The following is a 24,499-nucleotide window of genomic DNA, read 5'->3' on the forward strand; positions in this document are numbered from 1 at the left end:
CACAGGGTCGTTCGCGCAGGCTGACGGTGCAGGCACTGAAGCAATACCGTTAAGGAGTGATATGTCACAGCGAACGACGCGGGGTCGGGTCGTGAGGTGGGGTGTGCCGGTCGCCGCGATGGCGGTGGTCGCCGCGGCCGTCGGCGCCGGCCCGGTCATCGCCGCGGTCCAGGGCGACCCGGCGCTGCCCGACCGCACCGCGAACCAGCTGCTGGCCGACGCCGTCCAGGCCGCCAGGTCCGGTCCGAAGCCCATGTCGGGCACACTCGTGCAGACCGCCTCCTTCGGCCTGCCGGGACTGCCGGACATGGCCGGCCTCGGCGGCACCTCCCCCGCCGCCCTGCTCACCGGCTCCCACGAGCTGAAGGTCTGGTACGGCGGAGCCGACCGGATGCGGTTCGCCCTGCCGGGGCGGATGAGCGAGACCGACCTGATCGTCAACGGCGGCCAGGTGTGGCTGTGGGAGAGCGACGCCGAGAGGGCCACCCGGATCACCGGCGGCACCGAGGCGCCCGCGCGTCCCGAGACGGCCGTGCCCACGGCCGTCACCCCGCAGCAGCTCGCCGGCGAGCTGCTGTCCCAGCCCGGCACCGTGGTCGGCGTGACCAACACCGAGCGGGTCGCCGACCGCGCGGCCTACCAGCTCACCTTCGCACCCAAGGACGCCTCGTCCCTGGTGCGCGAGGTCAGGCTGGCGCTCGACGGGGAGACCCTCATCCCGCTGCGGGTCCAGGTCTACGCCAAGAGCGCCGCCGAGCCCGCCTTCGAGGTGGGCTTCACCTCCGTCGCCTTCACCCCGCCCGCACCCGGCAACTTCACCTTCACCCCGCCCCCGGGCGCCAAGGTCGAGGAGAAGCGGATCGACGACCTCACCGCCGTGGCCGACAAGCGGGCCGAACGGGCCGAGGGCATCAAGGAGGAGGCCAAGATCGTCGGCGAGGGCTGGACAGCGGTGGCGGTGCTGCCCTTCTCCGAGCAGGACCTCAAGCGGCGGCTCCCGCCGGCGGACCAGAAGTCGCCGGGCGGCCAGGCTCCCCGGCAGGACGGCGGTCAGGGCGTCGGCGCCGTCGTCGACGCCGTGCTGAAGTCGGCCCAGCCCGTCAGCGGCCCGTGGGGCAGCGGCAGGGTCGTCCGGACCAAGCTGGTCTCCGCCCTGCTGACCGACGACGGCCGGCTGCTGGTCGGCGCCGTCACCCCGGAGAAGCTGACCGAGGTGGCCGGGCGGAAGTGAGCGACATGCCAGGAGACACCGGCCTCCTGGCGGGCCGTCGCGGGGAACGCTCCGGCGCTCCCCGCGACGCGGGGCCCGCGCCGGAGGAGTGCTCGATCGTCACCCGCGGGCTGACCAAGCGGTTCCGCGGCGGCCAGGTCGCCGTGGACGCCCTCGACCTGGCCGTGCCCGGGGGCTCGGTCTTCGGTTTCCTCGGGCCGAACGGCTCGGGCAAGACCACCACCATCCGCATGCTGCTCGGCCTGGTCACGCCGACGGCCGGCACGTGGGAGCTGCTCGGCCGGCCGATGCCGGACGGGATGACCGCGGTGCTGCCGCGGGTGGGGGCGGTGGTCGAGGGGCCCGCGTTCTACCCGTACCTGACGGGTGAGGCCAACCTGCGTCGCTACGACGCCGCCGACCCGGCGGCCGACCCGCGCACGGCCACGGCCCGGATCGGGCACGCCCTGGAACGGGTGGGCCTGACCGCCGCGGCCGGCAAGCGCTACCGGGCCTACTCGCTGGGCATGCGCCAGCGGCTGGCCATCGCCGCCGCGCTGCTGGGGCCCCGGGAGCTGCTGGTCCTGGACGAGCCGACCAACGGCCTGGACCCGCAGGGCACGCGCGAGGTGCGGGCGCTGGTCAGGGAGATCGCCGCCGAGGGGACGACCGTGTTCGTCTCCTCCCACCTGCTGGCGGAGGTGGAGCAGATGTGCTCCCACGTGGCCGTCATGCGGACCGGGCGGCTGGTCGCGCAGGGCACCATCGCCGGTCTCCTGGCACGGGAGACGGTCCGGATCCGGGTGGAGACCCCCGACGTCGCCGGGGCGGCCGCGGTGCTGGCCGCCGCCGGGCTGACCGGGATCCGCGCCGGGGACGGCGAGGCCGACGCCGAACTGGGAGCCGAGGAGCCCGAGCGGATCTGCGCGGCCCTGGTGTCGGCGGGCGTCGCCGTACGGGGGCTGGGCGTGCGGTGGCCCAGCCTGGAGGACGTGTTCGTGGGCCTGACGGGGGAGGGGTTCGATGTCGACGGTTAGCGGTCCGGTCCCGGTGACCGGTGCCGCCGGGGACGCGACCGGGACGGTGGACGCCCCGGCGCCCGGCGGTTCCGGTGGCGCGGGCGGAGAAGCCGCGGCGGGAACGGCCGGCGGCGCGGTTCCGGCGGCTTCGGTGGCTTCGGTGGCGCGGGTGGTTTCGGTGGCGCGGGCGGCCGATGCGAGGCGGACGGCGGCCGACGCCGGGCGGCCGGCCGGCGCGGTGCGGGCATGGCTGCGGCTGCTCGGCTCCGAGCTGGGGATGATCTTCCGCAGGCCGCGGAACCTCGCCGTGCTGGCCGTACTCGCCGCGGTCCCGGTACTGCTCGGCCTGGCGCTGCGGCTGTTCACCGGCGTGGACGGCGGCGGCGGGGCGGGCGGGGGCGAGCTGGCGATCCTGGGACGGGTCACCGGGAACGCCCTCTTCCTCGCCTTCGCCGCGCTGAGCGTGCTGGTGCAGTTCATGCTGCCCGTCGCGGTCTCCGTGGTGGCCGGGGACTCCGTCGCCGGGGAGGCGGGCGCGGGCACGCTGCGCTACCTGCTGGTCGCCCCGGCGGGCAGAGCCCGGCTGCTGACCGTCAAGTACGCGGGCGCCGTCGTCTTCTGCCTGGCCGCCGTCTCGACGGCCGTGCTGTCGGCGCTGCTGACCGGGCTGGCGCTGTTCCCGGTCGGCCCGGTCACACTGCTGTCCGGCGCGACCGTGTCCTTCACCGACGGCCTGCTGCGGATGGGCCTGGTCGTGCTGTACGTCGCGGCGGGCATGGCGGCGCTGGCCGCCGTCTCGCTGGCCATCTCCACGCTGACCGAGGTGGCCATCGGCGCCATCGCCGCCACCGTGGTGCTGGTCGTCGCCGCCCAGGTCCTCCGCGCCATCCCGCAGCTCGCCGCCCTCCAGCCCTACCTGCTGACGCACTGGTGGACGGGGTTCGACGGGGTGCTGCGCGACCCGGTGGCCTTCGGCGACATGGGCCGGGGCCTGCTGGTCTTCGCCGCCTACATCGCGGTCGCGGGGTCGGTCGCCTGGGCCCGGTTCACCGGCAGGGACGTCACCTAAACCTGCAGCGTGGAGGCCCTGTTCTTCAGGGCGGGGAGGAAACGCGGAACGGCTGGACACCGGGGGCTTTCCCGTTTCGCCGGTAGCGGGCCGGTAACGGTCGGTAAAGTTTCGTGTGTGTCCCGCTACCGGCTGCAGCCCACCCCCGCCCAGGAAGCGGTGCTAGCCGAGCACTGCCGCCACGCCCGGTATGTGTGGAACCTCGCCGTCGAGCAGCGCTCCTTCTGGTGGCCCGGACGCGGTGGCGCCCCGGGGTTCGCCGAGCAGTGCCGCCAGCTCACCGAAGCTCGCGCCGCCCATCCCTGGCTGGCCAAAGGGTCGATCATCGTGCAGCAGCAGGCGCTGAAGGACTTCGCCCAGGCGATGGCGAACTTCTTCGGCGGCACCCATGAGCGGCCCACCTGGCGCAAACGCGGCCACAGCGAGGGTTTCCGCATCGTCGCCGTCAAAGCCGACGACGTGCGGCGCCTGTCGCGCCACGCTGGCGAGGTGCGCGTCCCCAAGGTGGGCTGGGTGCGGTTCCGCTGGTCACGGCCCGTGCCAGCCGGGGTGAAGTCCTACCGCGTCACCCGGGACCGGTCCGGGCGCTGGCATGTCGCCTTCGCCGCTCTCCCGGCCTCTATCCCCGCACCGGGCAATGGCGCGGTGGTGGGGGTGGATCGGGGAGTGGTGGTGTCGGCGGCGTTGTCCACCGGTGAACTGCTCACCGTCGCGCCCCTGCGGCAGACGGAGCAGGCGCGGCTGCGGCGCTTGGAGCGCAGGCTCGCCCGCGCCAAGCCCGGCTCGGTCCGGCGGGCGAAGGTCAAGGCCGCCCTCGCCCGGCTCAAGGCGCGCCGCAAGGATCGGCGCAAGGACTGGGTGGAGAAGACCAGCACCGATCTGGCCCGCCGGTTCGATGTCATCGCGGTCGAGAACCTCAAGATCGCCGCGATGACCCGCTCGACCCGCGGCACGGCCGAGAAACCAGGCCGCGGGGTGCGGTGCAAGGCCGGGCTGAACCGGGGCATCCTGGCAGGAGGGTGGGGCCTGCTAGTAGCCCGCCTGGAACACAAGGCGCCCGGCCGGGTGGTACGGGTCGATCCGGCGTTCACCAGTCAGCGCTGTTCGGCGTGCGGGTTCGTGGACCGGAAGGCGCGTGAGAGCCAAGCGCGCTTCCGATGCCGCTCCTGCGCTCACGCCGAGCACGCGGATGTGAACGCCGCACGCAACATCGCACACGCGGCAGGGCATGCCGTGGCTGCGCGGGAAGGGCCCCGGAATACCGGGCCGGTGCACCGCGAACCCCACCCCGTCCTCCTCACCGCGTAGGAGAACGGGATGGAATCCCCCGCCCTTCAGGCGGGGGAGGATGCCAACTGCTGACCTCCCCGGAAGACGGCCGGGACCGCTGTCGCGACCGGGTACGGGGTGGCGACAGGGCCTGAGCCGGGTCGCGGCCGCCCCGGGTCAAGCGCCCCGGGTCGTGAGCGTGACCGTGACCGGGCCCGCCGCCCGCGTGCCCGAGCCGCCGGAGCAGGCGTCGCCGCCGGAGTCCTGGGAGGCCTGGGCGCCCTGGACGGCAGGGACGACCGTGACGGGGACGCCGTTGAACACCGCGTTCCCCGACAGCGGGTCGATCACCGTCTCGTCGGTCAGCGCGTTGGCGTTGACCCCGGCGTGCTCGGCCGCGACCCGCAGGGAGCTCCCGGTGTGCCCCCACCCGTGGGGCAGGCTGACCACCCCGGGCATGATCGACTCGGTGGTCTCCACCGGCACGGTCAGCTCACCGGCGGCCGAGCGCACCAGCGCCTCCCCGGCCAGGCCGAGCCGGGCCGCGTCGCTCGGGTGGACGTGCAGGGTGCAGCGGTTGCTGCCGCCGACCAGCGTGCCGACGTTGTGCAGCCAGCTGTTGTTGGACCGAAGCTGGCGCCGCCCGATCAGCACCATCTCCGGCGGGGCCGCGGCCAGCCGCCCGCGCAGCCGTTCCACCTCCGGGACCAGCGGCTCCGGAGCCAGCTCCACCCGGCCCGACGGCGTGCACACCAGCTCCGCCAGCCGGGGCTGCAGCGGGCCCAGGTCGAGGCCGTGCGGGTTCTCCCGCAGCTTCGCCAGCGACAGGCCGTACGGGCCGAGCTGGAGTATCGCGTCCAGCATCAGCTCCGGGCCGCTGTCGCCGGTGAGGCCGGCGCGCAGCTCGGCCGGGTCGCGGCCCTCGAACGGCGAACCGGGCGCCTGGACGGCCCCGCCGAGGATCTGCCCGACGATCATCTCGTCGAGCCCGGCCGGGTCGGCGTCCGCCCCCTGCCCGGCGGCGATCAGCGTCAGCTTCGCCAGGATCTCCGCCTCCGACAGCTGCCCCGGCTCCAGCGGCAGGATCGCCGGGGAGAACCGGGTGTAGTTGCGCACCGTCACGGTCAGCAGCAGGAAGTCGTAGTGCGGCATCTGCAGCATGCGCGGCGGCGGCAGGATGACGTTCGCGTGCCGGGTCGTCTCGTTCAGGTACGGGTCCACGCAGACCATGAAGTCCAGGCCGGCGAACGCCCGGTCCAGCCGGGGCCCGTTCGGCGCCGACAGCACCGGGTTGCCCGCGATCGTGATCAGCGCCCTGACCTGGCCCTCGCCCGGCGTCTCGATCTCGTCGGCCAGCGTCGCCACCGGCAGCTCGCCCATCGCCTCCGGCACGCCGCGGGCGCGGCTGCGCCAGTTGCCCCCGCTGTACGGCTGGCCGGTGCGGAAGAACTCCAGCGCGGCGGTCCTGGTGAACATGACCCCGCCGGGCCGGTCGAGGTTGCCGGTCAGCGTGTTGACCACGTCCACCAGCCACTGGGTGACGGTGCCGAACTCGGCGGTGCAGGTGCCGATGCGCGAGTAGACCGCGGCCGAGGGGGCGGCGGCCAGCTCGCGGGCCATCCGGGTGATCTGCTCGGCGGGCACCCCGCAGACCCGGGAGACCGTCTCGGGGGTGAAGTCGTCCGCCAGCCGCCGCAGCTCGTCCAGGCCGCCGACCTCGACGCCGACCCGGTCGAGCGACGTCAGGCCCTCGGCGAGCAGGGTGTGGACGATGCCCATCAGCAGGAAGGCGTCGGTGCCGGGCCGGACGAAGACGTGCTCGTCGGCCATGGCCGCGGTCCGGGTGCGGCGCGGGTCGACCACGACGAGCTTGCCGCCCCGCGCCCGCAGCGCCTTGAGCCGGCCGGGGAAGTCCGGCGCCGCGCACAGCGAGCCGTTGGACACCGCCGGGTTGGCGCCGATCACCAGCAGGTGGTCGGTGCGGTCCAGGTCGGGCACGGCGATGGCCATCGCGTCGCCGTACATCAGGCCGCCGGCGACCTGCTTGGGGATCTGGTCGATGGTGCTGGCCGAGAAGACGTTGCGGGTGCCGAGCGACTGGGTGAGCGGCATCCGGTACATGAAACCGGCCATCGTGTGGAAGGTCGGGTTGCCGAAGTAGACGGCGAGGGCGTCGCGGCCGTGGGCGTCGATCACCCCGTTCAGGCCCTCGTGGACCGCGCGGAACGCCTCCTCCCAGGTGACCTCGCGCCAGTCGTCGCCCTCGCGGACCATCGGCGCGCGCAGCCGGTCGGGGTCCTCGTCGATGTGGCCGAGGCTCGCCCCCTTGGGACAGACGAACCCCTTGGAGAACGGGTCGTCGGGGTCGCCCTTGACCGAGGTGACGCGTCCGGCGTCGTCGAGTGTCAGCCGCAGGCCGCAGACGGCGTCGCAGATGGGGCAGGTCCGGTGCGCGGTTCTCATGGGCCCTCCTGGCTCGTCGGAGATCGTCATCGTGTGGTCGGGTCGCGCTCGTGGGACGTCCTCGTACGGCGTCCTCATACGACGTCGAAGTCGACGGTCACCCGGTCGCTCACGGGCACCGACCGGCACGTGAGCACGTAGCCCGCGGCCAGTTCCTCCTCGGTCAGCGCCCAGTTGCCGGTCATCCGCACCTCGCCGTCCACGACGCGGGCGCGGCAGGTGGCGCACACGCCGTTGCGGCACGAGTACGGCAGCTCCGGCCGGTGCGGCAGGGCGTCGTCGAGGATCGGCCGGTCCCCCCGGACGCGCAGCGTCGTGGCCCGGCCGTCCAGCAGGACCCGGACCTGGCGGCCCTGCCCGGCGGGCGGCGGCGCGGCGGGCGTCGCCGGGGAAGGCCGCGGCCCGCCGGTGTGGAACAGCTCGGTGTGTACGGCGGCGCCGTCCCCGGCCACCTCCGCCAGCACCCGCCGCGCGTCGCGCACCATGCCCTCGGGCCCGCACAGGAACCACTCCCGCACCCGCTCCGGAGCGACGAGGCGGGTGAGGACGTCCGCCAGCCGGCCGGCGTCCAGCCGCCCCCCGGCCAGGCCGAGGCGCGGCTCCTCGCGGGAGAAGGAGTGCACCAGGTGCAGCCGCCCCGGGTGGCGGTCCTTGAGGTCGGCCAGCTCCTCGGCGAACATCATCGAGTCCGCGGTGCGGTTGCCGTACACCACCGTGAACGTGCTGCGCGGTTCCGTGGCCAGCGCGGCGGCGGCCAGCGACAGCACGGGCGTGATGCCGGAGCCGGCCACGACGGCCCCGTAGCGCCGCCGCCGCGCCGGGTCGAACGCGGTGCCGAAGGTGCCCACGGGCGGCAGCACGTCCAGCGCTTCCCCGGCGGCGAGCGCGCCGGCGGCGTGGGAGGAGAACCGCCCGCCCGGCACGACGCGGACGCCGATCCGCATCGTGCCGTGCCGTTCCAGCTCGGCGGGGGTGGAGCAGAGGGAGTAGCTGCGGCGGGTCTCCACTCCGGAGATCACCGCCCGAACCGTGACGTGCTGGCCGGGGACGAAGGCGAACGTCCCGCGCAGCCCGGCGGGGACGCCGAACGTCACCGCCACCGCGCTGCCGTCGGCCGCGACCGGCTCCACGGCGGTGACGGTCAGACGGTGGAAGCGCAGCCGGGCGCGGGCCGGGACACCGGCCGTCGCGGCCGACGTCGCCGTCCCGGGCGCCGTGGGAGCCCCGGGCGCCGCGGAGGTCCCGGGTCCCGTGGCCGCGGGGGCCGCCGGAGTCGTCGTGGCCGTCATCAGTGGCCCTTCATGTGCTCGAACGGCTCGCCGCAGGCGCGGCAGCGCCACAGCGACCGGCACGCCGTGGCGCCGGCTCGGGTGATCTCCTCGGTCGCGGCCCCGCCGCAGCGCGGGCAGCCGGGGAGGTACGGCGGGCGCGGCGAGATGGTGAGCAGCGGCAGCGCGCGGGCCCGGGGCGGGACGCCGGTCGCCTCCGCCGCACCCTCCGGGGAGACCGCACCCTCCGGGGAGGCCGTACCCGTCCGGGAGGCCGTACCCGCCGCGCCCGCCGTACCCGCCGGGGGCGGTGGGGCGATGCCGGTGGCGGCGAGCTTCGCGCGGGCGGTCTCGTCCAGCCAGTCGGTCGTCCACGGCGGGGAGAGGGAGGTGACGATCTCGACGTCGGGGAAGCCCGCGTCCCGCGCCGCCGCCGCGATTCCGGACCGGATGACCTCCAGCGCGGGGCACCCGAGATAGGTGGGCGTGATCGTGACGACCACCCGGCCGCCGGGCCCGATCGTCACGTCCCGCAGCACGCCCAGCTCCTCGATGGACAGCACCCGCAGCTCCGGGTCGGGCACGGCCGCCACCGCGGCCCGCACCCGGTCCTCGGGCCCGGCGGTCAGGGTGTGGCCGGTCACCAGCGGGCTCCCGGGTGGGCGCGGTGCACGTACTGCAGCTCGGCGAGCAGGTGGCCGAACGCCTCGGTGTGCGTGCCGCGGCGGCCGCCCGTCGGCGCCCAGCCGTCCTCGGGACGGCGCAGAGTCGCCTCGCGCAGCACCCGTTCGACCGGCTCCAGCCACGCGCCGCGCAGCCCGGCCGGATCGACCGTCCCGGGCACCGGCGGGAACGGCTCGAACAGCTCGTGGGTGAAGGGCCACACCTCGTCGACGGCGGCCTGCATCCGCCGGTGGGACTCGGCGGTTCCGTCGCCCAGCCGCAGCGTCCAGGTCACGGCGTGGTCGGTGTGGTAGGCCGTCTCCTTGGCCGCCTTGGCGGCGATGCCGGCCAGCCGCGCGTCGGCCGAGGACGACAGCGCCGTGTAGAGGAGGTGCTGGTAGACGCCGAAGAACAGCATCTTGGCGACGGTCACGGCGAAGTCGCGGTCGGGCAGCTCGACGAGCTGGACGTTGCGGAAGTCGCGCTCGTCGCGCGTGTAGGCCAGCGCGTCCTCGTCGCGGCCCAGCCCTTCCAGCTCGCCCGCGTACGACAGCAGCGCCCGCGCCTGGCCGAGCAGGTCCAGCGCGATGTTGGCCAGGGCGACGTCCTCTTCAAGCTGCGGGGCCCGCGCGCACCACTCCGCCACCCGCTGGGCGGCGACCAGCGCGTCGTCCCCGAGCCCGAGCACGTAACCGGGCAGGCCGGGTTCCCCGCCGAGGAGGCTCCCCGCGCCGGAACCCGGCGTGACGGAACCCGGCGTGACGGAACCGGGCTCGGCGGACTCCCGTACGGCGAACCCCCGCGCGCCCGGGTCTCCCGCGGCGTCCGGCCCGGCCGGTGGGGCGGTCGGCTCGTTCACAGATGCTTCACCCCTTCGGGCAGGTCGAAGAAGGAGGGGTGCCGGTACGTCTTGTCGGCCGCCGGGTCGAAGAAGGCGTCCCGCTCGTCCGGGCTCGACGCGGTGACGGCGCCCGCCGGCGCGACCCAGACGGACACGCCCTCGCCCCGGCGCGTGTACAGGTCGCGGGCGTTGCGCAGCGCCGTCGCGGCGTCGGCGGCGTGCAGGCTCCCGGCGTGCGCGTGGGCGAACCCGCGGCGCGCCCGCACGAACACCTCCCACAGCGGCCAGTCGCCCTGCGGGGCGTCCGCTGTCCCGGCGGCCATTGGGATCCCGGCGCCCCGCGCGGTCTCCACGGTCTCCGTGGTCTCCATGGCCTCCGCGGTCTCCGCGGCCTCCAGAGCCTCCGGGGCGGCGGGCGGCTCGCCGTACGGCTCCGCGGGGTGTTTGGCGGCGTAGGCCGCCGCGGCCTCGCGCACCCAGGCGCCCTCCTCGTGGGCGCGCCGCCGGTGGGCCATGCGCTGACGGTTGCACGGCCCGTCGCCCGCGACGACCCGCATGAGCTCGTCGTAGTCGGGCGGGGTGAAGTCGTAGTGCCCGCGCTCGGGGTTCCAGCGCAGCGCCGGGTCCGGCAGCTCGACGCCGAGGATCTCGGCCTGCGGCACGCAGATGTCGACGAACCGCTGCCGCAGCTCGTCGTTGGGGGCGCGCTTGATGCGCCACGCCAGCGACAGGTCCGAGCGGGTGGACCTGTCCCTCGGCAGCCCGAACATCGCCAGCGCCGGGTACCACCAGCGGGCGACCGCGTCCCGCAGCATCTCCCGCTGCGCGGGGGTGCCGCGCGACAGCGCGTACAGGATGTCGAAGCCCTGCCGGTGATGGAACGACTCCTCCCGGCAGACGCGCACCAGCGCCCGCGCGTACGGGCCGTAGGAGGTGCGGCACAGCGACACCTGGTTGACGACGGCCGCGCCGTCCGTCAGCCAGGCGAGCGCCCCGACGTCGGCCCAGGTGAGCGTGGGGTAGTTGATGAACGACAGGTACTTCTGCCGCCCGGCGTGCAGCTCGTCCAGCAGCCACTCGCGGGTGACGCCCAGGGTCTCGGCCGTGGAATAGAGGTAGAGCCCGTGACCGGCCTCGTCCTGCACCTTCGCGATCAGGATCGCCTTGCGCATGAGGGTGGGGGCGCGGCCGATCCAGTTGGTCTCCGGCTGCATGCCCATGATCTCGGAGTGCGCGTGCTGCGCGATCTGCCGCAGCAGGGCCCGCCGGTAGCCGTCGGGCATCCAGTCCCGCGGCTCGACCTTCCCGTCCGCCGCGATCAGCGCCTCGAACCGCTCCAGCTCCGCCTCCGCCGTCCCGGCGTCGGCCGTCCCTGCGCCGGTCGCGCCGCCGTCCCGGGTCGCACCGCCGTCTCCGGCCCCGGGGCGGTCCGTCCGCGGTCCCGCGCCGGCCGTGCCCGCCCCGGCGGGACCCCGTACGGCCGCGGCCTCGGTGAGCTCCCGCTCGGCCGCGTCCACCTCCGCGAGCAGCTCCTCGGTCCCGAACGCCCGGTCCCCGCCCCCGGACGCCGCCCCCGCCGGTCCGGGCTCTTCGGCGCCGAACGGCGACGGCCTCCCGGCCGGACTTCCGACGATCTTCACCCCTGCCCCTCTCCGAAAGCTCCCCGGGTCGCCGGGGCACCAGGTCACGGTGCTACCGCCGCCGAAGCGGGCTCCCTTCCGGCCGGTACGGCTGCTCGGCCATCTCAGCTTCATCCCGCCCGGTTCGCCCCGCATCTTTGGGATTGCGGTGTGCCGCGCCGTACGGCCGCGCGACCGTGCCGGACGGGGCCGCGGGGGCGCGCCGCCGCGCCCGGAGGAGGTCCCGCCGGTGTTCAGAGGCCGTCCCGTACGGCCCACAGGTCGGGGAAGGCGGGGGCGGAGACGGTCCGGTAGAGGTACGGCGCGCCCGACGAGCCGCCGGTGCCGGGCCGGTGGCCGATGATCCGCTCGACCATCTTCACGTGGCGGTAGCGCCACTCCTGTACGTCCTCGTCCAGGGACAGCAGCTGCTCGAAGATCCGCGCCGCGAACCCTCCGTCCCGGCAGGCCGTGAGCAGCACCGCCCGCAGCCGCTCCGAGGGCTCCGCCGGCCGGGTCACGTCCCGGCCGAGCAGGCCCGGCGGCACCGGGTAGCCCTGCGTGGCGAGGTAGCTCAGGAACGAGTCGAGCAGGGAGGGGCGACTCATCGCGGCCTCGATCCGGGCCCGCTCCGGGGAGCCCTCCTCGAAGGTCTGCGCCGTCCGGGGGTCGCGCCGTCCCAGCACCGCCTCGATCTCCCGGAACTGCGCGGACTGGAACCCGCTGCTGCCCCCCAGCTCGGGGCGGAAGGCCGCGAACTGGGTCGGGGTCATCGTCTCGATCACGTCGATCTGGGCGATCACGGCCCTGAGGACGGCCAGCGCCCGGCGCAGCGTCTGCAGCGCGTGGACCGAGTCACCGCCCGACAGCTCCTCCTGCAACCTGGCGAGCTCGTGCAGCAGCTCCTTGAACCACAGCTCGTGGACCTGGTGCACGATGATGAACAGGACCTCGTCGTGCTTGTCGGTCAGCGGCCGTTGCGCCGCGAGAATCTCGTCCAGGGCGAGGTAGGAGGAGTACGTCAGCGCGGTGGACTGGTCGGCGGTCACGGGCACGGGTCCCCTCGTCGGAAATCACGCCTCGTCGGAGGACTCGCCGAAGGAGCCTCATCGAGGACTCATCGCAAGGAACGAAAGGGGCGCGCACCCCGGCGGGGATGCGCCTGGGCAACTCCGCCGGCCGTCCCACCCGGTCAAGCTATAAGGCGTTCCACACCCCGGCAAGGGACGCCGTTGCGGTGTCGCAGTCCCGGCAATCGCGAAGAAAAGCCACCGGCGCGCGGCGGTGGGCACCGCACGCTGGAAGATGCGCCGCCACCCGGACCGGCCGGACGATGTCGCAGTGGTGCGGGCGACGCCGTCCGCCATCGGCGGCCGGGCCGCCCCCCACCGGTCCGTGCCCGGCCCAGCGCGTGACCCGAGGAGGACGCATGAGGGGCTCCGGAGCCGAGACCGGTTCGACGCTGCTCCAGGACGGCCCGGCCGCGCGGCCGGACAGCCTCCTGACGCGTTACGAGGACATCCCCCGCGAGTTCAACATCGCCTCGCACTTCCTGGACCGCGGTGACGGGCGGCGGACCGCCCTGATCACCACCGCCGGTCCCGTCACCTACGGCGAGCTGCGGACGCTGGCCAACCGGGCGGGTCACGCGCTGCGCGCGCTGGGCGTGCGGCGCGGCGACCGGGTGCTGCTGGCGCTCGGCGACGGGGTGGAGTTCGTCGCCGCCTGGTACGGCGCGCAGAAGATCGGCGCCGTCACCGCCGAGGTCTACACCTACCTGCAGCCCAAGGACTACCGCTACTTCGCCGACTACGCCGAGCCCGCCGTCGTGGTGGCCGACGCGGTGACCCTGGACCGGCTGCGGGCGGCGGGGGTGACGAACCTGCTGGTGACCGGGGTGGCGCCGGACGCGCTGCGCGCGGGCGAGCACTGCTTCGAGACGCTGCTGGCCGCCCAGCCGGCCGAGCTGGCCGCCGCCCCGACGACCCGCGACGACGTCGCGATGTGGCGGTTCACCAGCGGCAGCACCGGCACCCCCAAGGCGTGCGTGTTGGCCGCCCGCAGCGCCGCGCTCAGCTTCGAGTGGTTCGCCCGCGGCGTGCTGGACATCCGGCCCGACGACGTCGTGCTGCCGGTGCCCAAGCTGTTCTTCGGCTACGCCAACAACATGACCGCGCTGTTCCCGCTGGGGGTGGGCGCGGCCGGGATCGTCTTCCCCGAGCGCAGCACCGCCGACCGGATCTTCGAGCTGATCGCCGAGCACCGTCCCACCATCCTGGTCAACGTGCCGACCATGATGAGCGCGATGGTCGCCCACCCCGAGGCCGCCCGGCAGGACCTCAGCTCGATCCGGGTGTGCATCTCGGCGGGGGAGGCCCTGCCCGTGGAGCTGCACCGCCGGTGGCTGGACACCTTCGGCGTCGAGGTCATCGACGGCATCGGCTCGTCGGAGTCGTTCCACGGCTACGTGTGCAACCGGCCCGGCGGCGTCCGCATGGGCAGCCTCGGCCAGGTCGTGCCCGGCTACCGGGTGCGGGTGGTGGACCGGGACGGCGAGCCGCTGCCGGACGGCGAGACCGGGCTGCTGGAGGTGACCGGCGAGACCGTGGCGCTGGAGTACTGGCGCTCACCGGAGAAGTCGGCCCGGACGTTCGTCGCCCCGCACACCGTGCGCTCGGGCGACCTGTTCACCCGCGACGCCGAGGGCTACTTCCACTACAAGGGCCGGGTGGACGACCTGCTGCGGGTCGGCGGCAAGTGGGTCGCCCCGGCCGAGGTGGAGAACTGCCTGCTGGGCCACCCGGCGGTCGCCGAGTGCGCGGTGGTCGGCTACCAGGTGGACGGGCTGACCCTGCCGCGCGCGTTCGTGGTGGCCGCGGGCGAGGTCACCGCGCGGGAGCTGCAGGACTTCGTCCGGGCCCGGCTCGCGCCGCACAAGTACCCGCGGGACGTGCGGTTCGTCGACGAGCTGCCCGAGACCGCCTCCGGCAAGCTGAACCGCCTGGCGCTGCGCGAGGACTGAGGTCACGCGCCCCCGGCGGGTGCGGGCGGCGGGGGGAGTTCGTCCAGGTCCAGGCCGAACCAGGTGCGGTAGGCCGCCCGCACCTCCTCGTCGCCCGCGAGGACCCGCTTCTCCCGCCGGCCCGCCTCCCGCACCGACAGCGTGTCGCCGCTCAGCGTGACCCGGCCGGTGGGGGTGGGCAGCGTGCAGTACAGGTGGGTCAGGTGCGGGGAGCCGGGGAAGTTGCAGTACCACCACCACATGTGGGTGAAGTCCTCGACCGTCCGGGGACGTGCCTCGATCCGGTACTGCGGGACCTCGTCGCGCAGCAGGTCGAGGTCGCCGTACGGGGCGCCGCCGGCGAGCCGGAACACCCCGTGCGGGTCGGCCTGCGGCTCGGAGGAGTCAAACCGCAGCGGCCGCCGGGCGCCCCGGCCGTAGCCGACGTCCACCAGCCACGGGTACGGCGAGTCCCCGGCGACGACGCGCAGCAGCATGTGCCCGAGCACCGGGCCGGGCACGCCGTGCTCGATCACCCGCCCGGCGAGCACGGTGACGTCGTAGCCGAGGGCGCGCAGCAGCTCGGAGAAGGCCCCGTTGAGCTCGTAGCAGGTGCCGCCGCGCCGCCTCGTGACGATCTTCTCGATGGCGCCGGCGCCGATGTCCATCGGCTTGCGCAGGTGGAAGTCGACGTTCTCGAACGGCACCGCCATGACGTGCCGCTCGTGCAGCTCGGCGAGCGCCTCGGCGGTGGGCCGCGCGGGACGGCGGGCGCCGATGCGCGCGAGGTAGGCCGTCACGGTCCGCCCGTCCAGCGGCGCCCGGCCGCCCGCGTCTCCGGATCCGGCCGCCACGGGCCCGCCCGCCGCATGCCCGCCCGCCGGGTGTCCGTCGGCCGGGTGTCCGTCGGCCGGGTGTCCGGCCGACGCGTGTCCGGCCGCCGGGGACGCGCCGTCCGGCGCCGGCCCCGTCCCGGCCCCCGTTTCCCCGGCCCGAAGCGTGAAAGTCATTTCCGCGTCCCCATCGTCCGCCGATCCGTCGCTGAACAACCCTGGCGCGGGAAAACGCCGCGCGCATCTCCGGAATTGCGGAACGGTGATTTTCCACCCGCATTGTCCGCCCTCCGCACCAGGCCTTCGTCCCATCGCAATTCAAGAGATGCGTCCCGCCGAGACCGCAGGTGACGATACGACCGTTACCGTCACCTGCGGCGTGAAAAGGGCCCGTGTTCCAGTGAATTGATCGCCTCTGCCGCCCGTCTCCGCCGCGCCGGGCGAGGCGGCCGACCTTTCACGCGGGAAATCGGAACTTGGAGGCAAAATTGACCGAGGCGAGCACTGCGGTCCGTGGCGCGCACGAGGCCGTGACCGCGCGCGTCGCGTGGTGGGCGCAGGTGCAACCGCACCAGCCCGCCGTCACGCACGCCGGAACCGTGCTGACCTACGCTGAACTGTACGAACGTTCCTGCCGGCTGGCCGAGGCGCTGCGTGCCCGCGGCGTCACCCGGGGCACGCTCGTGGCCCTGGCCCTGGAGCGCTCGCCCGACCTGGTCGTCGCCGCCCTGGGGGTGCTGCTCGCCGGCGGCGCGTACGTCGGCACCGACGTCGACGAGCCGGACGCCCGGCTGGCCTCGATCCTCGACGACGCGGGCGTCCCGCTGGTCGTCACGCGCGCGGCCACCGCCGCCCGGTTCGCCGGCGGCCCGGTGCGGGTGCTGACGGTCGAGGAGGCCCTCCGCGGCGATCCCGACGGGGGCGACACCGCCGAGATCTCCGAGCCGGAGCCGGGCGACCTGTGCTACGTCGTCTACACCTCCGGCTCGACCGGCGTCCCCAAGGGCGTCCTGCTGCCGCACGAGGGCCTGACGAACCTGGTCACCTGGCACCGGCGGACCTTCGAGGTGCGGCCGGGGGACCGGATGACCCAGCTCGCCCGGCCGTCCTTCGACGCCTGGGCGCTGGAGGTGTGGCCCTGCCTGGCCGCCGGCGCCACCCTGTGCGTCGTCGAGGGCCGGCTGCCCGACTCCCCGGCCGACTTCGTGCGCTGGCTCGCCGACGAGCGGATCACCGTCTGCTTCCTCACCACCGCGCTGGCCGCCGAGATGCTCGAACAGGACTGGCGGGGGTACGGCGGCGCGCTGCGGGTGATGCTGACCGGCGGGGAGAAGCTGCACCGCCACCCGCCGCTGGGCCTGCCGTTCCGGCTGTTCAACCTGTACGGGCCGACCGAGACGACGGTCGTCGCCACCTTCGCCGAGGTGCAGCCGCGCGCGAAGCGTGACGAGGTCCCGCCGATCGGCCGGCCGCTGCCCGGCATGCGGGCCTACGTCCTGGACTCGCGGCGCCGTCCGGTGCCGCCCGGCACCGCGGGCGAGCTGTACGTCGGCGGGACCGGTGTGGCCCGCGGTTACCTCGACCGGCCGGAGCTCACCGCCGAGCGGTTCCTCGCCGACCCGTTCGTCCCCGACGGCGACGCCCGCATGTACGCCACCGGGGACCTGGTGCGCGAGCTGCCCGACGGCTCGCTGGACTTCATCGGCCGCGCCGACGACCAGGTGAAGCTGCGCGGCTTCCGCATCGAGCTCGGCGAGGTCGAGGCGGCGCTGCACCGGCTGCCCGGGGTGCGCGAGGCCGTCGCCGTCAAGCACGACACCGGAGACCGGCTCGTCGCCTACGTGGTGCCCGCCGGCCCCGGCGACCCGCTCGACACGGCGGACGTCCGCCGCGACCTGGCCGAGTGGCTGCCCGACTACATGGTGCCGCAGGCCGTCGTGTCCCTGGAGTCGCTGCCGCTGACCCCGCACGGCAAGGCCGACCGCCGGGCGCTGGCCGCCCGCCCGCTGCCCGCGCAGGCCCCGGCCGCGCAGGCCGCGCCGGACTTCCGTACCGACGCCGAGCGCATGATGGCCGCGCTGTGGTGCGACGTGCTGCAGATCACCTCGGTGAGCAGGGACGACAGCTTCTTCGACCTGGGCGGCGACTCCCTGCAGGCGATGCGCCTGGCGACGCGCGCCAGGGAACGCGGCATCCGGCTGGGCGCCGACGACCTCTTCGAGTACGACGTGCTCCACGAGCTGGCCGCGTGGATCACCGAGACGGGGGAGGCGGGGGCATGAGGCCGCTGAAGGTCAGCCTCGTCGAGCTGTCGGTCTACGCCAACACCCTGCCGCTGGCCGCGGGCTACCTGCAGGCCTACGCGCAGCAGGACGAGGACGTCGCCGCGGCCTGCAGCTTCACCATCCACGCGCCCGAGGTGAAGACCTCGGTCGAGGACCTGGTGGCGCTGATGCTGGAGGCCGACGCCGACGTCTACGCGATGAGCTGCTACCTGTGGAACATGCGGCGGATGAAGGCGCTGCTGGACGAGCTGGTACGGCTCCGCCCCGACGCCTGCTTCATCCTGGGCGGCCCGCAGGTGATGAACCACGCCGCCGAGTACGTCCCCGCGGACTGGGAGAACGTCGCGGTCTGCAACGGCGAGGGCGAGAAGCCGTTCACCGCCTTCCTGCGCGAGGTGGCCGCCACCGCCCCCGGGAGCGTCCCCGACCTGGGCCGGGTGCCCGGGATCAGCTTCTGGTCCGACGGCGCGCTGGTCACCACCGACAAGCCCGCCCGCATCAAGGAGCTCGACGAGATCCCCTCGCCGTTCGCCGCCGGGGTGTTCGACGGCGGCGAGTACGTCTTCGCCGTGGTGGAGACCAACCGGGGCTGCCCCTTCCGCTGCTCGTACTGCTACTGGGGCGCGGCCACCAACGACAAGGTGCACCGCTGGGAGCTGGACCGCGTCAAGTCGGACCTGACGTGGATCAGCGAGCACGGCATCGAGAGCATCTTCCTCGCCGACGCCAACTGGGGGGCGCTGCCCCGCGACGTCGAGCTGACCCGGCACATGGTCGAGTGCAAGGAACGCAACGGCTACCCGCTGATGGTCACCATGCAGGCGGCCAAGAACCGGCCGGACCGGGTCACCGAGATCACCGAGATCCTCGTCGAGGGCGGCATGCTGACCAGCCAGCCGGTGTCGCTGCAGACCCTCAGCCCGCAGACCCTCGACCTGGTCGAGCGGTCCAACATCAAGGAGTCCACCTACGTCGAGCTGCAGTCCAAGCTGCGCGAGAAGCAGATCAGCTCCTACACCGAGCTGATCTGGCCGTTGCCGGGGGAGACCCTGGACTCCTTCCGGGAGGGCATCGGCAAGCTGTGCCGTACCGGCGCCGACGCGGTGGTGGCCTACCCGCAGCTGCTGCTGCGCAACACCCCGATGTACGAGCGGCGCGAGGCCCTGGGCGTCGTCACCGTCCGGGTGGACGACCCGGTGGCCGAGGCCGACGTGGTGGTCGCGACGAACTGGGTGACCCGCGACGACTTCAAGGCCGGTGTGTGGTTCTACTACGCGGTGATCAGCCTGTACAACGCCCGCGCCGCCTTCTACGTCGCCCGCGAGCTGGACCGGGCGGGGACGTGCTCGCACACCGACTTCCTGACGATGGCCGCCGACTACTTCCGGCGCCGCACCGACACCGAGATCTGCCGCTTCTTCGACGAGTCGGTGGAGACCCTCGGCAACTACGACATCAACAACATCGGCAAGGTGCTGCACTACGTGCTGCACTCCCACCGGGCCGAGATGGACACGCTATTGGAGGGGTTCCTGCGGGAGCGGGGCTGGCTGGCCGACCGCCGGGTGCGGATCGCCTTCGAGCTGGACCTGCTGGCCCGGCCGTACGTCTACCGGGAGGCGGTGGCCGAGCCGACCGTCGCGCTGGAGCACGTGCGGGTGGTCTCGCGGGGCCGCCACGACCTGGTGGCGGAGCTGCCGGCCGAGGCGGTGGAGATGCTGTCGTCGTTCGAGACGGTGCCGGGCCTGGTCGTCACGGAGGAGCCCCGGGACCTCGCCATGGACCTCACGGCGGACCTGTCCGGGCTCGGAACGTACGGCGCGGACGCGGTACGGCTGCGCGTGAACCACGCGGGCCGGCACAAGATGCCCTACCCGCGCCGCCGCAGCCTGGACCACAACGCCGCGTACTGCCAGGTGATGATGAACCGGCTGCGCGACATCCTGCCGTCCTGGACGCCCGTGGTGCCGGACGCGGTCGCCGGAGCGATCGATGCGCCGTGACGTGTTCACCGACGAGCACGAGGCGTTCCGCGACCTGGTGCGGACCTTCGTGACCAAGGAGATCCTGCCCTCCTACTCCCGCTGGGAGGAGGAGGGCGGCGCCGACCGCGAGGTGTGGCGCAGGGCGGGCCGGTGCGGCCTGCTCGGGATGGACGTCGGCACCGAGTACGGCGGGGGCGGCGACCCCGACTACCGCCACCACGTGATCGTGGCCGAGGAGCTGGCCCGCGCCGGGGTGTACGCTCCGGCGCTGTCCCTGCACAACGAGATCGCCGGCATGTACCTGCGCACCCTGGCCACCGAGGAGCAGAAGCGGCGCTGGCTGCCCGGGTTCTGCTCCGGGGACCTGGTGACGGCGATCGCGATCACCGAGCCGGACGCCGGCAGCGACGTGCAGCGGCTGCGCACCCGGGCGGCGCGCGACGGCGACCGGTACGTGCTCAACGGCCAGAAGACGTTCATCACCAACGGCTCGGCCGCCGACCTGTTCCTGGTGGTCGCCCGCACCGGCGGCGGCCCGGCGGCCTCCGGCGCCAGCGTGCTGGTCGTGGAGGCCGACCGGCCCGGCTTCACCCGGGGCCGCAAGCTCGACAAGATCGGCATGCGGGCGATGGACACCGTCGAGCTGTTCTTCGACGACGTCGAGGTCCCGGCCGCCAACCTCCTGGGCAAGGAGGGCCGGGCCTTCGCCTACATGATGCGCACCCTGCGCCAGGAGCGGATGATGATCGCGGTGGCGGCGCTCGCCGCGGCCGAGAAGGTCATGGAGGACACCCTCGCCTACTGCAGGGAGCGCGAGGTCTTCGGCCGGCCCGTCGGCCACCACCAGTACAACCGCTTCGTGCTCGCCGAGCTGGCCACGGCGCTGGCGGTGGCCCGCGCGTTCACCGACCGCTGCGTCGCCGAGCACGCGGCCGGGCGGCTGGCCGCCGAGGAGGCGGCCATGGCCAAGTGGTGGAACACCGAGCTGTGCCAGAAGGTGGTGGACCGCTGCCTGCAGCTGCACGGCGGCTACGGCGTCGTGCGCGACTTCCCGGTGGCCCGCGCGTTCGTCGACACCCGCGTGCAGACCATCTACGGCGGCACCACCGAGGTCATGAAGGAGATGATCGGCCACTCGCTGATCTGAGCGGCCGGTCGGAGGCGATGGAGACGATCGGCCGCTCGCTGATCTGAGCGGCCGGTCCAAGGTGAAGGGGATGATCGGTCACTCGCTGACCCGAGCGGCCGGTCCGAGGAGATCCGGAGCGAAATGGCCACCCAGCCCTCGTGGTACCTGGCGTTCGAGCCCCGCCCCGCGGCGCGGGTGCACCTGTACGGCCTGCCGTTCGCCGGCGGCGGCGTCTCGATGTTCCGCCCGTGGGCGCGCCACCTGCCGCCGTGGGTCGAGCTGCGCGCGGTCCGCCTGCCGGGCCGCCCCGGCCGCCACCGCCAGGCGCCGTTCACCGACTGCGAGGAGGCGGCCCGCTGGCTGGCCGACGCGCTGGCCGAGTCCTCGGCGGAGTCCTCCGCCGGGTTCCACGCCGGTGACCCGGCCGCCGGCGCGGTGCCGTACGCCGTGTTCGGGCACAGCATGGGGGCGCTGCTCGGCTACCGCCTGACCCGGGCGCTGCTGCGCGACGGCGCGCCGCCGCCGGCGCTGCTCGCCCTGGCGGCGTGGCCGGTGCGCGGCGCCGCGGCGGCCCTGACGCCCGACCCGGCCGACCCCGACGACCGGTTCGCCGCGACGCTGCGGTCGCTGGGCGGGCTGCCGCCGGAGATGGCCGACGACCCGGACGCGCTCGCGCTGACCCTGCCCGTCGCGCGGGCCGACTTCACACTGTGCCGCTCCTACGTCTACCGTGCCGAGCCGCCGCTGCCGGTCCCGGTGACCGTCTTCGGCGGCACCGCCGACGCGGTGGCGCCCCCCGGGGAGCTGGCCGAGTGGCGGGCGCACACCCGCGACTTCCTGGGGCTGCGGCTGTTCGAGGGCGGCCACTTCTTCCCGCGCGAGCACCTGCCGGAGCTGACGGCGGCCCTGACCGCCGACCTCGCGCGGGTCCTCGGCCGCCCCGGCCCGGCGTCCCTTCGGGACCCCGTCGGGGCCGCCTCCGCCGGAGCCTCCGGGGACGTCACTCCAGCCGCGTTCGCCACGTCCGTCCCGTAGGTCCCCCACCCCGCTGACGCCACCGATGCCGCAATCCAGGAGATGCGCCGCCGATCGCCGCGCACCCACCCTTAAGGGGTCGTTTAACTCCTCAAGGAGCGGCCATGGCAACAGACATCGCCAGCGGGACGAGCAGGGGTGGCCCGGACGCTCAGCCCCCGCAGGCCCGTGACACCAAGCGCCAGTACTTCCCCGAACTACAGGGGATCCGGGCCATCGCCGTGCTGGCAGTCATCACCATCCATTCGGCGTTCACCGCCGGGCAGATCGGTTTCGGGGACTACCCGGGCAACGGCGCCTTCGCCGTCGTGCTGGAGAGGTTCACCAGGGAGTCCCTGCCGATCCTCTTCGCACTGTCCGGCTTCCTGATCTACCGGCCCTTCGCCCTGGCGACCATGGCCGGTACGGCACGGCCCGACCTGAAGGCGTACGCCTGGCGGCGCGCACTGCGCATCTTCCCGGCCTTCTGGCTGGTGTCGATCGTCGTGATGCTCACGCTCGGCCGAGAGCAGGTCACCAGCCTCTGGTACGCCCTGCGGGTGCTGTCCATGCAGCACGTCTACAACGCGGGCGCCATCCCGGCCGGCCTGGAGTCGACCTGGAGCATGGCCACCGAGAGCGCCTTCTACGTGCTGCTGCCGTTCTTCGCGTGGTTCGCCGGCCGCCTCGCGAGCAGGGCCGCCGACCCGGCCGCCAAGGCACGCCGCATCCTGGTGCCGATCGCCGCGATCATCGTGATCGGCTACGCGTTCAGCGCCTACAGCCACTCGGCGGCCCTGGGGCCGTACCCCGTCCAGGGCAACTGGCCGCCCGGCTGGTTCGGCTACCTGGCCGTCGGCATGGCCCTGGCGGCGATGTCGGCAGCCGCCGAGGCGTCGCCCACGACGATGCTCGCCCCCTACCGGCTGGTGGCGAAGTATCCGGGCCTGTGCTGGCTCGCGGCGCTGGTCGTCATCGTCCTGTTCTGCTTCTCGCCCGTCGGAGGCCAGGGCACGGCGGACTACCCGACCATGGCGGTCGTCATGTTCGACCAGCCGATCGACCTGCTGATCGTCTTCCTGCTCCTGGCGCCGCTGACCGTTCCGGGGGTGCGGTCCAGGTTCATCGAGTCCGTGCTGACCGTACGGCCGCTGCAGTACATCGGCAAGGTCTCCTACGGGATGTTCCTCTGGCACATCCCGATGATCCTCTTCTACACCGACGGCACCATGTCGTCCGACAACTTCCCCCTGACGTGGCTCATCGTCCAGGTCGGCAGCTTCCTGGCCGCCCTGGTGAGCTACTACGCCGTGGAGAAGCCCGCCATGCGGCTGCGCAACCGGTTCGGCAAGAAGCCGGTCGAGCCGAGCATCCCCGTGCTGGCGCGCTGATCCGAGACCCCGGGGTCGCCGCGTGCGGGAGCGCGGAGGTCCCCGGTCTTCTCCGGGTCCGGCGGCACCCCCCGTCCGCCGGGCCCCTTCTCCCGTGCACTCGGTAAGTACAAGGAAAGGGCAATCGAATATGCAGCCAGCTCAGGAAACCGCGCGGACCCGGCGGACGGGGCGGCCCGGCATGAGGCGGATGCGCCTCGCCGTGGCCGCTTTCACCGCCGTCGCCGCGGCCCTGCTCACCACAGGCGCAGCCGGCGCCGACGTGAGCCGGACGGCCTCCACGCCGTCGGAGGAGGGGACGGCGCGTCTCGCGCCCGGTTTCTCCCACGGGAAGGTCTCCGTGACAGGCGGGACCCTCCACTACGTCCGCGGCGGCTCGGGCCCGGCGCTCGTACTGCTGCACGGCTGGCCGCAGACCTGGCAGATGTGGGAGAAGGTGATGCCGACGCTCGCCCGCGAGCACACCGTCATCGCCTTCGACCTGCCGGGACTCGGAGAATCCTCCATCCCGTCCGGCGGCTACGACAAGGCCGCCACCGCGCGGCGGATCCACGAGGCCGTCGTCAAGCTGGGCCTCAAGCAGGTCGGGATCATCGGGCACGACCTCGGCGCCCTGATCGCCTACCCCTACGCGCGTGACTACCCCGGCGAGGTCAGCCGGATCGCCGCGATCGAGACGCCGCTGGCCGGCTTCGGCCTGGAGGACCTGTACGGGATCAGCTGGCACTTCCGGTTCAACATGTCTCCGGCGCCGATCCCGGAGACGATCATGGACAACGACGACGTCCGCACCTACCTCGGCATGATGTTCGGCTTCAGCCACCAGCCCGGCGCGATAAACGCCGAGCCGTACTTCCAGGCCTACGCCGACCCGGCCAGGCGGACCGCCGGCTACGAGTACTACCGGGCCTTCGCCGCCGACGCCGAGAACAACAAGGCCGGCGCCGGGAGGAAGCTGACCGCGCCGGTGCTGGCCGTCGGCGGGCAGTACTCCTTCGGTGAGGGCGTGGGCGGCTCGTTCGGCCAGGTCGCCGACGACGTCCGCACGGTGGTCGCGCCCGACGCCGCGCACTTCGTCCCCGAGGAGAACCCCGAGTTCCTCGCCAAGTGCGCGAACCTCTTCTTCGGCGCGAAGGGCACCGTGCCGCCGGCCGGCCTGGAGGGCTGCGCCGCCTAGCGGGCCGCAGGGCCGAACCATCCGGACCGCGGGCGCCCGCCGCCCGCGGTCCGGTCATGTCCGCCGGGTCCAGGCGGGCGGCCCGCGTCCCGCGTGACCGGGCCACGGAGCGGCGCACCGCCGCCTCCCGCCGGGCTCAGGCGGGCGCGGGGCAGCCCAGCGCGGCCAGCTCGGCGCGGCCCTCGGCGGCGCGGTCCGGCAGCAGCAGCAGGGTGCAGGCCCGTTCGAAGCGGGCGCCGACCCGCTCCCAGCCCGCCACCGAG

General features: G+C 73.9%; 18 protein-coding genes and 1 pseudogene. 11 read left to right on the top strand and 8 right to left on the bottom strand.

Going from position 1 to position 24,499, the window contains the following annotated elements; all coding sequences use genetic code 11:
- The first annotated feature begins 91 nt into the window (after positions 1–91).
- The 4 genes from ACQP10_RS14340 (at position 92) to ACQP10_RS14355 (ending at position 4,606) form a co-directional block, all read left to right on the top strand.
- Positions 92–1,231, top strand: a complete 1,140-nt coding sequence (locus ACQP10_RS14340) for a LolA family protein (RefSeq protein WP_433541514.1) — start codon at positions 92–94, stop codon at positions 1,229–1,231.
- A 5-nt stretch (positions 1,232–1,236) separates the two neighbouring features.
- Positions 1,237–2,247 (top strand): ABC transporter ATP-binding protein, encoded by a 1,011-nt coding sequence (locus ACQP10_RS14345; protein ID WP_433541902.1) that lies wholly within the window; start codon positions 1,237–1,239, stop codon positions 2,245–2,247.
- Between the two features lie 142 nt (positions 2,248–2,389).
- Entirely contained in the window at positions 2,390–3,298 is a 909-nt protein-coding gene (locus ACQP10_RS14350) for an ABC transporter permease (RefSeq protein WP_433541515.1), read from the top strand.
- A 117-nt stretch (positions 3,299–3,415) separates the two neighbouring features.
- Positions 3,416–4,606, top strand: coding sequence for an RNA-guided endonuclease InsQ/TnpB family protein (locus ACQP10_RS14355; RefSeq protein ID WP_433541516.1), 1,191 nt, complete (start codon positions 3,416–3,418; stop codon positions 4,604–4,606).
- Positions 4,607–4,744: 138 nt separating this feature from the next.
- Here the strand turns inward: ACQP10_RS14355 and ACQP10_RS14360 are convergent, their stop codons facing one another.
- From ACQP10_RS14360 to ACQP10_RS14390, 7 genes and pseudogenes are all read right to left on the bottom strand, one after another.
- Positions 4,745–7,030, bottom strand: coding sequence for a molybdopterin-dependent oxidoreductase (locus ACQP10_RS14360; protein WP_433541517.1), 2,286 nt, complete (start codon positions 7,028–7,030; stop codon positions 4,745–4,747).
- A 74-nt stretch (positions 7,031–7,104) separates the two neighbouring features.
- Positions 7,105–8,319, bottom strand: coding sequence for a 2Fe-2S iron-sulfur cluster-binding protein (locus ACQP10_RS14365; RefSeq protein WP_433541518.1), 1,215 nt, complete (start codon positions 8,317–8,319; stop codon positions 7,105–7,107).
- Positions 8,319–8,942: a 1,2-phenylacetyl-CoA epoxidase subunit PaaD gene (gene paaD, locus ACQP10_RS14370; protein ID WP_433541519.1), complete on the bottom strand. Its 624-nt coding sequence runs from the start codon at positions 8,940–8,942 to the stop codon at positions 8,319–8,321. Before paaD ends, ACQP10_RS14365 begins: the two co-directional genes overlap by 1 nt.
- Positions 8,939–9,820: a 1,2-phenylacetyl-CoA epoxidase subunit PaaC gene (paaC, locus tag ACQP10_RS14375; RefSeq protein WP_433541520.1), complete on the bottom strand. Its 882-nt coding sequence runs from the start codon at positions 9,818–9,820 to the stop codon at positions 8,939–8,941. The genes paaD and paaC overlap by 4 nt, the downstream gene beginning before the upstream one ends.
- Entirely contained in the window at positions 9,817–10,125 is a 309-nt protein-coding gene (gene paaB / locus ACQP10_RS14380; protein ID WP_346020919.1) for a 1,2-phenylacetyl-CoA epoxidase subunit PaaB, read from the bottom strand. Before paaB ends, paaC begins: the two co-directional genes overlap by 4 nt.
- Positions 10,126–10,242: 117 nt before the next feature.
- Positions 10,243–11,142, bottom strand: a pseudogene (gene paaA, locus ACQP10_RS14385) (1,2-phenylacetyl-CoA epoxidase subunit PaaA); the annotation flags it as partial.
- 533 nt (positions 11,143–11,675) lie between these two features.
- The gene (locus ACQP10_RS14390) at positions 11,676–12,470 is read right to left on the bottom strand and encodes a tryptophan 2,3-dioxygenase (RefSeq protein ID WP_346019997.1); all 795 of its coding nucleotides are present in this window, start codon (positions 12,468–12,470) and stop codon (positions 11,676–11,678) included.
- A gap of 380 nt (positions 12,471–12,850) precedes the next feature.
- On the opposite strand from ACQP10_RS14390, the gene ACQP10_RS14395 reads away from it, so the two are divergent.
- Positions 12,851–14,443 carry a benzoate-CoA ligase family protein gene (locus ACQP10_RS14395; protein WP_346019996.1) on the top strand — a complete coding sequence of 531 codons (1,593 nt, stop codon included), beginning with the start codon at positions 12,851–12,853 and terminating at the stop codon, positions 14,441–14,443.
- 2 nt (positions 14,444–14,445) lie between these two features.
- On the opposite strand, the gene ACQP10_RS14400 is transcribed toward ACQP10_RS14395, so the two are convergent.
- A complete protein-coding gene (locus ACQP10_RS14400) occupies positions 14,446–15,276 on the bottom strand; it encodes an arylamine N-acetyltransferase (RefSeq protein WP_399500464.1) in 831 nt (276 codons plus the stop codon).
- 467 nt (positions 15,277–15,743) lie between these two features.
- On the opposite strand from ACQP10_RS14400, the gene ACQP10_RS14405 reads away from it, so the two are divergent.
- From ACQP10_RS14405 to ACQP10_RS14430, 6 genes are all read left to right on the top strand, one after another.
- Complete coding sequence (locus ACQP10_RS14405) at positions 15,744–17,537, top strand: amino acid adenylation domain-containing protein (protein ID WP_399500463.1); 1,794 nt, start codon at positions 15,744–15,746, stop codon at positions 17,535–17,537.
- Complete coding sequence (locus ACQP10_RS14410; protein ID WP_346019993.1) at positions 17,534–19,543, top strand: B12-binding domain-containing radical SAM protein; 2,010 nt, start codon at positions 17,534–17,536, stop codon at positions 19,541–19,543. Before ACQP10_RS14405 ends, ACQP10_RS14410 begins: the two co-directional genes overlap by 4 nt.
- Entirely contained in the window at positions 19,533–20,672 is a 1,140-nt protein-coding gene (locus ACQP10_RS14415) for an acyl-CoA dehydrogenase family protein (RefSeq protein WP_346019992.1), read from the top strand. The genes ACQP10_RS14410 and ACQP10_RS14415 overlap by 11 nt, the downstream gene beginning before the upstream one ends.
- A gap of 123 nt (positions 20,673–20,795) precedes the next feature.
- Entirely contained in the window at positions 20,796–21,689 is an 894-nt protein-coding gene (locus tag ACQP10_RS14420) for a thioesterase II family protein (protein ID WP_346019991.1), read from the top strand.
- A gap of 104 nt (positions 21,690–21,793) precedes the next feature.
- Entirely contained in the window at positions 21,794–23,059 is a 1,266-nt protein-coding gene (locus tag ACQP10_RS14425; RefSeq protein ID WP_346019990.1) for an acyltransferase family protein, read from the top strand.
- A 181-nt stretch (positions 23,060–23,240) separates the two neighbouring features.
- Entirely contained in the window at positions 23,241–24,236 is a 996-nt protein-coding gene (locus tag ACQP10_RS14430) for an alpha/beta fold hydrolase (protein WP_389995050.1), read from the top strand.
- Positions 24,237–24,499: the final 263 nt, after the last annotated feature.

The organism is Streptosporangium sandarakinum, from assembly GCF_050942225.1.
Taxonomy (GTDB): Bacteria; Actinomycetota; Actinomycetes; order Streptosporangiales; family Streptosporangiaceae; genus Streptosporangium; species Streptosporangium nondiastaticum.